The 14,345-nt window shown below is 47.6% G+C and carries 12 protein-coding genes; all 12 read right to left on the reverse strand.

What is annotated here, in order from left to right; all coding sequences use genetic code 11:
- The 12 genes from thrC to kdpB all read right to left on the reverse strand — a co-directional run bounded on the left by thrC (nt 1) and on the right by kdpB (nt 14,327).
- On the reverse strand, nt 1–1,494 hold the full coding sequence (gene thrC / locus MWG26_RS13500; protein WP_025657053.1) for a threonine synthase: 1,494 nt from the start codon (nt 1,492–1,494) through the stop codon (nt 1–3).
- A 68-nt stretch (nt 1,495–1,562) separates the two neighbouring features.
- Entirely contained in the window at nt 1,563–2,861 is a 1,299-nt protein-coding gene (locus MWG26_RS13505) for a Na+/H+ antiporter NhaC family protein (RefSeq protein WP_025657052.1), read from the reverse strand.
- Between the two features lie 17 nt (nt 2,862–2,878).
- Nucleotides 2,879–3,679: a TrmB family transcriptional regulator gene (locus MWG26_RS13510; RefSeq protein WP_044927229.1), complete on the reverse strand. Its 801-nt coding sequence runs from the start codon at nt 3,677–3,679 to the stop codon at nt 2,879–2,881.
- Nucleotides 3,666–3,803 (reverse strand): hypothetical protein, encoded by a 138-nt coding sequence (locus MWG26_RS13515; RefSeq protein WP_155857973.1) that lies wholly within the window; start codon nt 3,801–3,803, stop codon nt 3,666–3,668. Before MWG26_RS13515 ends, MWG26_RS13510 begins: the two co-directional genes overlap by 14 nt.
- A gap of 56 nt (nt 3,804–3,859) precedes the next feature.
- Nucleotides 3,860–4,846, reverse strand: coding sequence for an ornithine cyclodeaminase family protein (locus MWG26_RS13520; RefSeq protein WP_117440784.1), 987 nt, complete (start codon nt 4,844–4,846; stop codon nt 3,860–3,862).
- Nucleotides 4,847–5,307: 461 nt separating this feature from the next.
- On the reverse strand, nt 5,308–5,793 hold the full coding sequence (gene leuD / locus MWG26_RS13525) for a 3-isopropylmalate dehydratase small subunit (protein WP_025657049.1): 486 nt from the start codon (nt 5,791–5,793) through the stop codon (nt 5,308–5,310).
- A complete protein-coding gene (gene leuC, locus MWG26_RS13530; RefSeq protein ID WP_025657048.1) occupies nt 5,793–7,067 on the reverse strand; it encodes a 3-isopropylmalate dehydratase large subunit in 1,275 nt (424 codons plus the stop codon). Before leuC ends, leuD begins: the two co-directional genes overlap by 1 nt.
- 615 nt (nt 7,068–7,682) lie before the next feature.
- Complete coding sequence (asd, locus tag MWG26_RS13535) at nt 7,683–8,768, reverse strand: aspartate-semialdehyde dehydrogenase (protein ID WP_025657047.1); 1,086 nt, start codon at nt 8,766–8,768, stop codon at nt 7,683–7,685.
- Between the two features lie 111 nt (nt 8,769–8,879).
- Entirely contained in the window at nt 8,880–10,256 is a 1,377-nt protein-coding gene (argH, locus tag MWG26_RS13540) for an argininosuccinate lyase (protein WP_117440785.1), read from the reverse strand.
- A 122-nt stretch (nt 10,257–10,378) separates the two neighbouring features.
- Nucleotides 10,379–11,008: an epoxyqueuosine reductase QueH gene (locus MWG26_RS13545; RefSeq protein ID WP_025657045.1), complete on the reverse strand. Its 630-nt coding sequence runs from the start codon at nt 11,006–11,008 to the stop codon at nt 10,379–10,381.
- Nucleotides 11,009–11,608: 600 nt separating this feature from the next.
- Nucleotides 11,609–12,214 (reverse strand): potassium-transporting ATPase subunit KdpC, encoded by a 606-nt coding sequence (gene kdpC, locus MWG26_RS13550; RefSeq protein ID WP_025657043.1) that lies wholly within the window; start codon nt 12,212–12,214, stop codon nt 11,609–11,611.
- Between the two features lie 46 nt (nt 12,215–12,260).
- Complete coding sequence (gene kdpB, locus MWG26_RS13555) at nt 12,261–14,327, reverse strand: potassium-transporting ATPase subunit KdpB (protein WP_025657042.1); 2,067 nt, start codon at nt 14,325–14,327, stop codon at nt 12,261–12,263.
- Nucleotides 14,328–14,345: the final 18 nt, after the last annotated feature.

Here is a 14,345-nt window from a genome sequence, read left to right on the forward strand (position 1 = left end):
TTACACCTCTACTCCCAGGATCTCTTTTACGGTATCCTTCATCTTATCTGCGTCGCACTCTCTTGTGTGCAGAATCTCTGCGTTGCGGATTTCTTCGATTGCATTCGGCACATCAACCTGTGATACTTTCTCTAGTTCATCAATCAGTGCGAACTCATCAAGGGCGTCATACTCCTGGTCGATCGCTGTCATAACGCTTCTTGCAAACTTATATGGACTTGCAGTAGATGCGATCAGCGCTTTTCTACTGTCTTTGCTCTCCTCCCGGTATGCTTTGCACACATGGGCTGCTACCGCCGTATGTGTATCCATCACATAACCAGTGGATCGGTACGTATCACGGATGGCTGCCTTTGTTTCCTCTTCGTCTGCAAAACCACCGATAAAATCAGCCAGTTTTTCTTTCATGTCCGGCGTTATCTCGTATGCCCCCTCTGTCTTCAGCTGCTGCATAAGAGCGGCATTTTTCCCTGCATCCTGGCCTGCAATCGTGTAAATCAGGCGCTCCAGATTGCTGGAAATAAGTATATCCATAGAGGGGGACGAGGTCAGCACAAATTCGCGGTTCCTGTCGTATCTGCCTGTCTTGAAAAAATCAAACAGTACTTTATTTTCATTGGATGCACAGATCAGCTTCTCAATCGGTACCCCCATTTGTTTTGCATAATATGCAGCAAGTATATTGCCAAAGTTCCCCGTAGGCACTGTAACATTGATCTTTTCTCCCGCTTCAATCTCTTGGTTCTGCAGAAGTTTTGCATATGCGTACACATAATACACAACCTGAGGCACCAGTCTGCCGATATTAATAGAGTTAGCAGAGGAGAACTGATATCCGGAATCAGCAAGTTCTTTTTCCAGCTCCCGATCCTCGAACAGAGCCTTCACTCCGCTCTGGGCATTATCAAAATTGCCATGGATGGCAACTACAGACGTATTCTTTCCTTTCTGTGTCACCATCTGCAGTTCCTGTACCCTGCTCACACCGTCCTTTGGATAAAATACAATAATCTTCGTACCAGGAACATCCGCAAATCCCGCCAGGGCAGCCTTCCCCGTATCCCCGGAGGTTGCCGTCAGAATGACGATATCCTTTGTTACGTGGTTTTTCCTGGCTGCAGTTGTCAGCAGGTGCGGCAGAATGGAAAGCGCCATATCCTTAAACGCAATGGTAGCTCCGTGGAAAAGTTCCAGGTGATAAGTATCCCCCACCTTGACCAGCGGCGCAATTACTTCTGTGTCAAACTTCTCGTCATATGCGCAATTAATACAGTGCTTCAGTTCTTCTTCGGAAAAATCAGTTAAAAACTGCTTCATTACCGCATAGGCAGTCTCCTGATAGGTCATATCCTTCAAGTCGTCCATTGTTACATCCAGTTTTGGAATGCTCTCCGGCACAAACAGACCGCCGTCCTCGGCCAGTCCCTTCAGAATTGCTTCGGAAGCGGTCGCTGTATTGTTGGCATCCCTTGTACTTTTGTATAATAGATTCATTCTCTTACCCTCTTTTTCTTTCTTCGCTGTGTTACTGCACTGCATTATATCATATGTTTTAGTTTTAATCAATTTTGTTTGCGAAATATAATAAACAGAATTCCGCTCGCTGCCATCAGCATGGGATAAAACAGGTATGGAGTGATATCGAACGGTGTAAGGCCGGTCAGGGTTGCAGCCGACAGCATCTGTGCGCCGTAAGGAATCATCCCCTGCCCCACCGAGGTAAACATATCAAGCAGGGAGGCCGAACGTTTTGGAGCGATCTCATATTCATCACTGATTTCCTTTGCAATCGGCCCTGCCATAACAATTGCCACCGTATTATTAGCCGTACACAGATCCACAAACAGTGCGAGCAGCGCAATGCCAAGCTCCGCTCCCCGTTTTCCTCTGATCCTGCTCTTAATCAGCCTTAGTATAAAATGAATCCCGCCGTATTCTTTTACAAGAGCCACAATGCAGGCAACAATAATAGAGATTACCGTAATGTCATACATGGATGTCACGCCGTCTCCGACCACATTAAACAGATCGGCTACCGCTATACTGCCTGTTGCAACACCCACAATCAGCGAGATTACCGTACCGCCGATCAAAACCAGAAATACATTGATTCCAATCAGCGCCCCCACCAGTACCAATATATAAGGAAGCACCTTCCAAAGGTTATACTCCATGATTGTAGTGCTGCTCAGACGTACATCTCTGGTAATAATCAGGAAAATAATAATCGTAATAACAGCAGCCGGAAGCACCAGCAGAAAGTTCGCTTTAAACTTGTCCTTCATCTCGCATCCCTGAGTCTTTACTGCCGCAATGGTCGTGTCCGAGATCATGGATAAGTTGTCTCCGAACATGGCGCCGCAGACAACCGCACCGATACAGATTGCCAGAGAGAATCCTGTCTTTTCCGAGATTCCGATTGCAATCGGCGCCAGCGCGGCAATCGTCCCCATGGAAGTTCCCATAGAAATCGAGATAAAGCAGCCAATCACAAACAGACCAACCACGGCAAATCTTGCCGGAAGAATGGAGAGCCCGAAATTAACCGTGCTCTCCACGCCGCCTGCCGCCGTCACAGCACCGGAGAATCCGCCGGCACACAAAAAGATCAGGCTCATTGTGATAATGTTCTCGTCTCCCGCCCCTGATGCAATAATTTTTATCTTTTCCCCAAAAGTCACTGTTTTATTCTGCATAAATGCCACAAACAACGCTATCAAAAAGCCTACGATTGCGGGCATCGCGTAAAAATCTCTGGTCACTATTCCCGCGCCCAGAAATATAACCAGGAATACGGCAATGGGCAGCAGCGCCACAGCCCTTCCATTGTCTGCCTCTGTTTTTGTATTTTCCTGTCTCATTCCATACCCTCTCTTAATCAAAATATTTCCCGTAAACTTCGGATATCTATCCCCAGTTCCTCTTGTCTCTGGCTTATATATATATCTGCCCCTTTATAACAATACAGGTCATGCCGGACACATTCCGCCGCCATGGCAACCATAGGCTTTGATTTTGTCCAGATGACCTCGGACACAGCATCGCTGACGATCTGGCCGAATACAGCCTCCTTTTTATCGGAAACCAAGGTCAGAAAACGCCCTCCCATCTCCTCTTTCTTTTCTTCCAGCATTCCATGCCTGCAGCAGTGGTCCAGCGGTACTTCGTCCTGCGCTTCTCCAAAGTAAACGATTCCCAGACGGATTCCCTTTTTCTCCAGTTCCTGTATCTCTTCCAGTATCTTTGGCAGATCCTCTGCCCAGATCTGCAGCAGCAGTTCCGAACGTGTATCCTTCAGAATGCTTCGGCATACTGCGATCACATTATCATACTCCCGTATATGCCAGAATCTGTCCAAATCCGTCTCCGCCCTGTAATCATGCAGCAGCTCCTCAAGCTTATTCAGGATCTTATCCGTCTCATCCCTGACCCTGCCTGAAATCTCTTCAAACGGCACTGCCGCGTAACGATTTGAACACTCCTCCTCAGAATACAGTATAAATCCTTTCATGACAAGAGATTCGAGCACATTATAAATTTTCGAACGGGGAACCGCTGAATACTTACTTGCCTCATATCCTGTCATGCCCCCATTTCTTAGCAAAACAAGGTATACCTTCGCCTCCGAATCTGTAAATCCAATTTTATTTAACAGATAAACTCTGTCATCCTGCAGCATTTTTCTCTCCTTTTATTGCGGCCTCTTCACACAGCCGCATCGCCCCACCTTGCTCTGCCTGTCTGCCTGTTCCTGCAGATAGATTCGGGCATACCTTACGCCTCTTCAGCGGCGGGTATGCCATTCTTACCGCTCTCCTTTCCCAATCTTTTTCCAGGCTGTTGCACACCTTCGCTGCTCCTATGCCAGGAATGTCCCTACTCCGGCCGCAACCGCCTTATCATATATCTTTTTTGCTGTTACCAGATCCTGCGTTCCGATTCCGACCGTCTTAAAAACGATAATATCTTCCTCAGATCTGCGGCCTTCTATATCCCCCAAAAGCACATCGCCCAGGTCACCGGTAAAATCATCCTCTGTGATCAGCCCTGTTTCCAGAGGTATAATAATATCCCCCGCCTCCGACAGCACTGCCTTTCTCGAATCAAAATAGATACCGGATGCCCGTTTCAGCACGACCGGATCCATCTCCTGCATATGAGGCTGGTTAGAGCCGACACAGCTGACAGTGGCCCCCTTCTTCACCTTGCTGCCATCGAATACCGGAGCCACAGAAGGAGTTGCGCTAATCAGCAGATCCGCATCCTCCACGGCATCATCCGAGCTTTCAGCCGCCAGAATCTGTGCTCCGTAATCCCCCAGCTCCCGATTCATCTTCTCCACAAATGCCCAAAGCCTTTCTTTATCCTGATCAAATACCTTAACCTGATCCAAATCTCTCACTGTCAGCATTGCCTCCAGCTGCGTGGCCGCATGTCCGCCGGTTCCGATCAGAGCTCCCTTTTCACATTTTTTATTTGCCAGCACATCAAAAGCTGCACCGGAAGCTGCGCCCGTGCGGAGTTCATTTACATAATGCCCGTCCAGCACGGAAACAACCATTCCATTCGTAGAATCAATCAATATAACCTGAGCCGGTGATGGCGGCATTCCCTTTTCACCATTTTCTGGTGTTACGTTAACGACCTTGAGGCACCCCATATCCATCTCCTCCACAAAAGACGGCGTATACATCATAGATCCTCCATGTTCCGGTGCATGTATATTTGCGTGCCCCGGCGCCTCGCCCTTCCCGGCGGAAAAAAGGCGGAAAGACTCCTTCACCGCTTCCACGGCATCCCGCATTGTGAATACCTCTTTCATATCCTCCTTAGACAATAGCAGCATCTTGCTTCCTCCTAAAATAAAAATTCCTTCCCCCCATATCCGTAGTATCCCCCTTTGGTGACTATTATTATCATTATAGGCAGGAAGTCGAAATTTGTCAATTAGGAGCGGAGGTCGCCTGTGTGTAGGGAGAGCTGCGGGGCGGGTGCCTCCCGGGGTAAGCGTTTTCTTCTGCCTGGATGCGTCCAGCCGCCGGAACGGATATAGGGATGTCTGGAAGCGTCTTACTGTTGTTAGCCGGAGTTAAGTAAAATAGAAGGAAACCCGGGGTGAATCTTTTGATACCGAATCAAAAGATTCCCTGGCCTCAGCATGCGAAGTCATCGGGCTTCGGATGATGTGGCCAGGTTACCCCGGTTTTCCTTCTATTTTACTTTATTCCGGCTTACAGCAGTAACCCGTTTCCAGACATCCCTATATCCGGCTCCGGCGGCGGCCCCCTCCTCAAGCACCGCCCGCCCCTACTTACTGTTCGTGTAGTTTACAAGGCCTCCGGCTGCGATTAGTTTCTGCATGAATTCCGGAAATGGCTGTCCCTGGAATTCTGTGCCTTTTGTTCGGTTATAGATCTTTCCGCTGTCAAAGTCTACCTCGACTTCGTCTCCGGCGTCTATATTTTTTGCAGCTTCCGGGCATTCAATGATCGGAAGTCCGATGTTGATTGCGTTGCGGTAGAAGATTCTGGCAAATGTTTCTGCGATTACACAGCTTACCCCTGCAGTTTTTAAGCAGAGCGGCGCATGCTCTCTGGAGGAGCCGCAGCCGAAGTTTTTATTTGCCACAATCAGGTCTCCCGGCTGTACCTTGTTTACGAACTCCGGGTCAATGTCAGCCATCGCGTGGCTTGCCAGTTCCTGTGCATCAAAGGAGTTCAGATATCTTGCCGGTATAATTACGTCTGTATCTACGTTATCCCCATATTTAAAAACGTGTCCCAATGCTTTCATTATTTGTCACCTACTTTCTCAGGATTTGCAATATATCCTGCGATTGCACTTGCGGCAGCCACTTCTGGGGAAGCCAGATAAATCAGGGATTCCACATGTCCCATACGGCCTACAAAGTTACGGTTCGTTGTTGAAACGCACTTTTCCCCTGCTGCCATTACCCCCATGTGTCCGCCCATGCAGGGCCCGCAGCTTGGTGTATTCACCGCACATCCTGCATCTACAAAAATATCCAGAAGTCCCTCTGCCATGCATTGTTTATATATCTTCTGTGTTGCAGGAATTACCATGACACGCACATCCGGATGAACCTCACGGCCTTTCAGAATTGCCGCGGCTTTGCGCATATCCTCCATCCTTCCGTTTGTACAGGAACCAATGACAACCTGGTCGATCTTGATTGGCTCCATAGCTTCTATCTCGTCAATGGTCTTCGCATTGCCCGGAAGATGCGGAAATGCCACGGTCGGACGCACCTCTGACAGATTGATCTCAATTACTTCATCATAATCGGCATCCTCATCTGCTTCATAAATCTTATATTCCTTCACGGAATGCTCTTTTATATAAGCCTGCACCTTCTCATCCACCGGGAAAATCCCGTTCTTTGCCCCTGCCTCGATCGCCATATTCGCCATCGTAAAACGGTCATCCATAGAAAGTTCCTTCAGGCCGTCCCCTGTAAATTCCATAGATTTATAGAGAGCGCCGTCTACACCGATCTTTCCGATAATATGAATAATAATATCCTTACCGCTCACAAAAGCCCCCGGCTTACCGGTCAGAACAAACTTTATTGCACTTGGCACCTTAAACCACAATTCCCCTGTAGCCATCCCCGTTGCAATATCCGTCGTGCCCACGCCCGTTGAAAATGCCCCAAGAGCGCCATATGTACAGGTATGGGAGTCCGCACCGATGATACATTCACCTGCGGTCACAACACCAGCCTCCGGTAGAATTGCATGTTCCACCCCTGATTTTCCCTGCTCAAAATACCACTTCAGCCCCTGGTCCTTAGCAAACTCACGGATAGACTTAGAGTTCTCCGCCGACTTAATATCTTTATTCGGCGTAAAATGATCCGGAACCAATACAACCTTATCTTTATCAAAAACCCTCTCCGCCATTTCCTTGAAAATAGGCAGAGCCATAGGTCCGGTAATATCATTCGCCATTACCACATCCAGTTTCGCCTCTATCAGCTGCCCGGCCACAACAGAATCAAGCCCCGCATGAGCCGCCAGAATCTTCTGCGTCATAGTCATTCCCATCACAACAACCTCCTCTTTCTAATAAATTCTACCTGTCATTTTATCATAATAAAGCGTCAAAGAAAAGATGAGATCTTATCCTTTTTCCAATCCAGCCCCCGACCACTTCCCCATAATTCCGCGCCATTTCCTCATCCCCTCTTCTCATATGCCCACATCATTCACTAACTTCTATCCCTTCCATAATACACTTCCTTATATATCAGCTTCCTCGTAAGGCCCCATACTGCAACCTTGTGCCATCTAGTCCCCCGCCGCCATCCCCGTACCACAACGTCCCCCGTAATCCCGGCCGGATGCGCCCAGCCTGCCGCCAGAGCGGAGTGCCCCCCCCCTCCCGGGGACGCATCTGGTGATTTCTAGTGCATCAAAGTGCGTATTAGAAAACGTTGCGTCAAAACAGGAGCCCCACAGAGATAGAATTTGCTTACCAAAGCAAATTCTAAGACGACCTGAGCTGCGTAGTCATAAAGATTACGCAGTGAATGCCGTCGGTTCTCTGTGAGGCTCCTGTTTTGATGTTACGTTTTCTTTGCAAACGGCCTGCACCAGAAATCACCAGATGCGCCCCTCGGGGGTTGGCACTCCGCTCTGGCGGCAGGTGCCCCTCCAACTTTATTTTGCCTGAATATATTTTTTCGCTGTCAGTGCCTCTGCGCACAATACCGCTCCGCCTGCCGCGCCGCGTACTGTATTATGTGACAGTCCCACGAATTTGTAATCAAACAGGGTGTCTTCTCTCAGCCGTCCGATGGACACGCCCATACCATTTTCATAGTCTACGTCCATTTTAACCTGCGGACGGTTATCATCCTTCAGATACTGGATAAACTGCTTTGGAGCACTCGGCAGTTTTGCCTCCTGAGGGAAGCCTTGATAGCTTACCAGTTTATCGATCAGCTGCTCTTTGGTTGGTTTTTTCTCGAAGTTTATAAATACTGCAGCCGTATGTCCGTTCAGAACCGGAACACGGATACACTGGCATGTGATCTTAGGCAGCTCTGCTTTTACAATCTCGCCATTTTCTACTTTTCCAAGCACTCTGAGAGGTTCCTGCTCACTCTTTTCTTCCTCACCGCCGATATAGGGGATAATATTTTCTACCATTTCCGGCCAGTCTTTGAAGGTCTTTCCTGCTCCGGAAATTGCCTGGTATGTGGTTGCCACAACTTCTTTCGGCCCAAATTCTTTCCATGCTGCAAGACATGGGGCATAGCTCTGAATCGAACAGTTTGGCTTAACGGCAATGAATCCTCTGGTTGTTCCCAGACGCTTTTTCTGATCTGCAATTACTTCAAAATGGTCTGCATTGATTTCCGGTACTACCATCGGAACGTCCGGTGTCCAGCGGTGTGCACTGTTGTTTGATACAACCGGAGTCTCTGTCTTTGCATATTCTTCTTCAATTGCTTTGATTTCTTCTTTTGTCATATCCACCGCGCTGAATACAAAATCCACAGTAGAAGCTACTTTTTCAACTTCATTCACATTCAACACAACAAGTTTCTTTACGGCTTCCGGCATTGGCGTATCCATTTTCCATCTGTCTCCCACTGCCTCCTCATATGTCTTACCTGCAGAACGCGGGCTTGCCGCTACAGTTACTACTTCAAACCAAGGATGGTTCTCAAGCAGAGAGATAAATCTCTGTCCGACCATTCCTGTTGCGCCTAAAATTCCTACTCTTAATTTCTGTTCCATTTTTCTCTCCTTCTCTTTTCCTTTGGTTTAGACAATATTTATTCCACAGCCTGCTGCGTATCCCGCCCGACCAGGCATACATTACCGGATGTCCTTTGGGATATTATTTTCTTATATGCTCAAATACGCCTCTTGCAAAGCGATAACTTTTTCCATGGCTGCTTTTCCAGGAGCGCCGATCGTGTTTCGCATTTCCACACAGGTTTTCATACTGATTGCATCATAGATGTCTTCTTCAAATACCGGGGATATTGCCTGGAATTCTTCCAGGGACATATCGTCCAGCGCAATATTTTTTTCTATACAATAAAGAACCAGCTGTCCTACGATCCCATGCGCATCCCGAAATGGCACGCCATGATTTACCAGATAATCCGCTGCATCCGTTGCATTCGTAAATCCGTGTTTGGCACTGTTCTCCATACGCGTTTCATTAAAACGCATGGTACGGATCATTCCGGTAAACAGCGCCAGGCACCCCTTGGTCGTATCAATGGCGTCGAACACCAGCTCTTTATCTTCCTGCATATCCTTATTATATGCAAGAGGGATTCCCTTCATCGTTGTGAGAAGTGACATCAGTGCGCCATATACGCGTCCTGTCTTCCCGCGGACAAGTTCCGCGATATCCGGATTTTTCTTCTGCGGCATAATGCTGCTTCCTGTACTGTAGGCATCGTCAATCTCTACGAACTGGTATTCATTGGAATTCCAGATGATCACCTCCTCAGAAAAACGGCTCAGATGCATCATCACAGTTGACATGGCAGACAGAAGTTCGATCAGATAATCCCTGTCTGACACGGAATCCATACTGTTCAGCGTCGGCCCTTCAAAATCCAGAAGCCCGGCCGTGTACTCCCTGTCCAGGGGATAAGTCGTCCCTGCCAGCGCCCCGGAACCAAGCGGACAGAAGTTCATGCGCCTATAGATATCTTTCATACGTGAGCGGTCTCTCTTGAACATCTCGAAATATGCGCCCAGATGGTGTGCCAGCGTGATCGGCTGTGCCTTCTGCAGATGTGTGAACCCAGGCATATAAGTCTCCGTATTTTCCTTCATTAGATTCAAAAGAACTTCAAGAAGCTCCTTGAGCAGCTTATCCAGCTCCAGAATCTCATCTCTGGTATAAAGCTTCATATCCAGAGCCACCTGGTCATTGCGGCTCCTTCCTGTATGTAGTTTCTTCCCGGGTTCCCCAATACGTTCAATCAGATTGGCCTCCACAAAACTGTGGATATCCTCATACTCGTCCGTGATTTCCAAAACGCCGTTTTCCACATCGGCCCGAATTCCTTCCAGCCCATCTATAATCTGCTCTCTTTCTTCCGCTGTCAGAATTCCCTGTTTTGCAAGCATCGTCACATGCGCGATACTCCCGCGGATATCCTGTTCATAGAACTTTTTATCAAAAGAAATTGATGCATTAAAATTGTACACTAATTGATCCGTTTCCTTTGTGAAACGACCACCCCATAACTGCGCCATTTCCTGATCCTCTTTTCTCTATTTTAGATTTTCTCATTAGTTTATCATAGTAACGTGCTGGTGTCTACAATAAATTTCAAAGGGGTCTGACCCCTTTGCGTTCCGTTTTCAGAATATTCTCATTATTCTTTTCTTCTGCTCTCCATCGAAAACTGGCATCCGCAGTAATCCTGGCGGTAAAGCCCGTGTGTTTTCGAGAGTTCTATCGACCTTTTATAGCCGTTTTTCTTTTTAAAGTCGGACTGCAGGTATTTTATTCCATATCTGGATGCTATATCTTTTCCTATTGTATTCAGCTTTTCCGCATTTTTCATCGGACTGATACTCAGCGTGGTTGTAAAGTAATCGAAACCGCCTTTTGCCGCCATCTGCGCGGTCTCATTCAGACGCAGTTCGTAACACTTGAAGCAGCGCTCACCGCCTTCTTTTACATGTTCCAAGCCCGCGGCCATGCTATAGAACTTATCTTTGTCATAATTCCCGGCTAGAAAAGAAACCGGATGTTTAAAGTTCATATCCGAGATTAATGTCTGCTGCTCCAGCAGCCGTTTTGTGTATTCACTTTCCGGGAAAATATTGGGATTATAATAGAAAACTGTAATTTCAAAATATTCCGATAAATATTCCAGCACATAACTGCTGCAAGGAGCGCAGCAACTGTGCAGCAGAAGCCTTGGCACCCGCCCTTCTTTCTGCAGAGAAGAAATCAGGCGGTCCAGTTCTTTCTGATAATTTACATAGCGATAGTTCATATTTAATTGAGACCTTTCTATCGATTCATAATAATATGAAGGTATTATATCACACCTCCCTGACATCCCGCAACTTATGAGTATATATTCCACGTGCCAAAAGTTATATACTTATTGTTCGTACTCTCGATGGAGATAATTATTGAAATACCCTCAGTCAATTACCGGGGCCTTTTACGCTCAATCAAGCGAATTCATACGCCGCTGCGGCTTCGAAGCCACTCCCATTGGACGCCCCTCTTTTACCGACTGGATGCACCAGCCGAAAAACCGGGCAGCCTGTCTCATGCCGGTAGCATATATGCCATTTTATTAATCCTAGAGTTAACGTTAGGGACCCTTAAGGAAAAAACATAGAAAATGGTGGGCAGAATTTGCAGTCTCACTGCAAATTCTGAAGCGGCATGCAACCCGAAATTATCATATTTCGGGTTGCATGCCGCTGGACCACCATTTTCTATGTTTTTTCCTTTAGGGTCTCTTACGTTAACGGAGCGGATTAATAAAATGGCATATATGCTCTCGGCATGAGACAGGCTGCCCGTTTTTTCGGCGCCCTCCCCCCATTCTACTAAATCCTGCTCCCACTGCGCATCCAAATCACTTTAGTATTCCATCCAGTGCCAGATTGACCTGGAGTACATTTACAACCTTTTCTCCAAAAATACCAAGGAATCTGCCGGTCGTATACCTTTCTATGATATCCTGTACCTCTTCCTCCGTCATATCCCGCTCCTTTGCAAGCCGTGGAACCTGATATTCTGCTGCGTCCACACTGATGTGCGGATCCAGGCCGCTGCCGGAACAGGTTACCAGGTCTACAGGTATCTGCTCATCCTCTGCATCTGGATTTCCTGCCTTGATTTTCTCTACTCGTTCCTGAATCTGTGCTTCGAATTCCTCACCGGCGGGAGTCTTATTAGAAGGCCCTGCATATACCGTCGCCATCCCATCTTTATTTGTGAAGGTCTCGGTATTGATATTCATAATCCTTCCCCACATATACTCATCACCTGTGAACTGCTGTCCCAGCAGCTCGCTTCCGTACTGCACGCCATCTACTTCAATTATACTTCCATTTGCCTTATCTTTGAAAAACAACTGTGATATGCCAGTCATCAGCCAGGGATAGATTACCCCGCATAAAACGCTGAATATGACAAGCGCCAGAAACGCTTTCCCAACTACTGACTTTAAAGTCTTCATCTATCGACACCTCTTTCTTATTTACTTCCTGCACATTGGCTGATGTTTAGAATCCTAAAGCTACAATCAGCATATCTATTAATTTGATGCAGATAAACGGTGCAATGATTCCGCCCAATCCATAAACCAGCAGATTTCTTGACAATAGTTTGCCTGCGGAAACTTCCCTGTACTTTACTCCCTTTAATGCCAGGGGTATCAGTGCAATGATAATCAGGGCATTGTAGATGATTGCTGAAAATATTGCGCTCTCTGCACTATGCAGATTCATAATATTCAAAGCACCCAATCCGGGATACAGGCCCATAAACAGTGCTGGGATGATTGCAAAATATTTTGCCAGGTCATTGGCGATACTGAATGTAGTCAGGCTACCCCTCGTCATCAGCAGCTGCTTTCCGATCTTGACAATCTCGATCAGTTTCGTCGGCGAAGAGTCCAGATCCACCATATTTCCCGCTTCCTTTGCGGCCTGTGTTCCCGTATTCATCGCCACCGCCACATCGGCCTGCGCCAGCGCTGGTGCGTCGTTTGTTCCGTCCCCGGTCATTGCCACGAGATGGCCTTTTGCCTGCAGCGTACGGATCATATCCAGCTTTCCCTCCGGTGTTGCCTCCGCAAGGAAGTCATCCACGCCCGCCTCTGCCGCGATTGCCGCTGCTGTCATCGGGTTATCTCCGGTAATCATAACCGTCTTAATCCCCATCTTGCGCAGATCGGCGAATTTTTCTTTCACGCCTGATTTAATAATATCTTTTAGATAAATCACGCCCAAAACCTGATGATCTTTGGCTACGACCAGCGGCGTGCCGCCTTTTTCAGCAATCCTGCGTACGACTTCTTCGCATTGGGCGCTAAAGCTCTGCCCATATGATTCCACATATTCACGCACAGCCTCTGCTGCGCCTTTCCTGATTTCACTCTCTGCAGTATTCACTCCGCTCATCCGTGTCTTAGCGGTAAATGGAATGAATTCCATATGAAGCTCTTCCAGACTTCTCTCACGGAAGTTGAATTTTTCCTTTGCCAGTATGACTATGCTTCTGCCCTCCGGCGTCTCATCCGGAAGAGAGGAAAGCTGTGCCGCGTCAGCTACTTCCTGTTCCGTGTGTCCGTCTACGGGGATGAACTCGCTTGCCTGCCTGTTTCCAAGCGTGATAGTTCCTGTTTTATCCAAAAGTAGTGTATCAACGTCTCCTGCCGCCTCGATTGCCCTTCCGCTCATGGCCAGTACATTAGCCTGATTCAGTCTGCTCATTCCGGCAATGCCGATTGCAGAGAGCAGCGCGCCGATCGTAGTCGGTGCCAGGCATACAAGCAGTGCAAGCAGTGATGTCACGGAAGTCGGATTCTCGATTCCTGCCTGGCCCGCTGAAAATTGGGAGTATGCATACAGGGACACTGTTACTAATATAAAGATTACCGTCAGCGCTATCAGAAAGATTTCCAGTGCGATCTCATTCGGGGTCTTCTTTCTGGATGCCCCTTCCACCATGGCGATCATCTTATCCAGGAAGCTTTCTCCTGCTTCACTGGTCACTCTTACAACGATCCAGTCCGATATAACCGTTGTTCCGCCGGTGACTGCGCTTCTGTCGCCTCCTGCCTCACGGATTACAGGAGCAGATTCTCCTGTAATCGAGCTTTCATCGACAGATGCGGCGCCTTCTACAACTTCTCCGTCTGCGGGAATCTGTTCCCCGGTATGAACGATCACCAGATCCCCTTTCTTCAAATATGCTGATTTGACATGTTCGATTTGATCCTTCTGGTCAGCAGCAGGAATTTTATTCGCCATCACATCTTTTTTAGACGCCCTCAGGGAATCTGCCTGCGCTTTTCCTCTGCCTTCCGCAATCGCCTCCGCAAAATTTGCAAAGAGTACGGTAAACCATAATATAACTGCGATTCCTAAGATAAATCCAGCTCCTGCATCCTGGATGCCGAACAATGCAAGAACAAAAAGGATTGTTGTCAGTATCGCTGATACATAAACCAGGAACATAACCGGATTCTTTACTTCTGTTTTAGGTGACAGTTTGATGAATGCGTCTTTTACCGCCCGCATCAGCATCTTTTTATTCACCATTGTGTCTTTCATCTTTTCTGCCATTTTCGTTATGCCTCCCAA

The organism is Faecalicatena contorta (assembly GCF_022835095.1).
In the GTDB taxonomy this organism is placed as follows: domain Bacteria; phylum Bacillota; class Clostridia; order Lachnospirales; family Lachnospiraceae; genus Faecalicatena; species Faecalicatena contorta.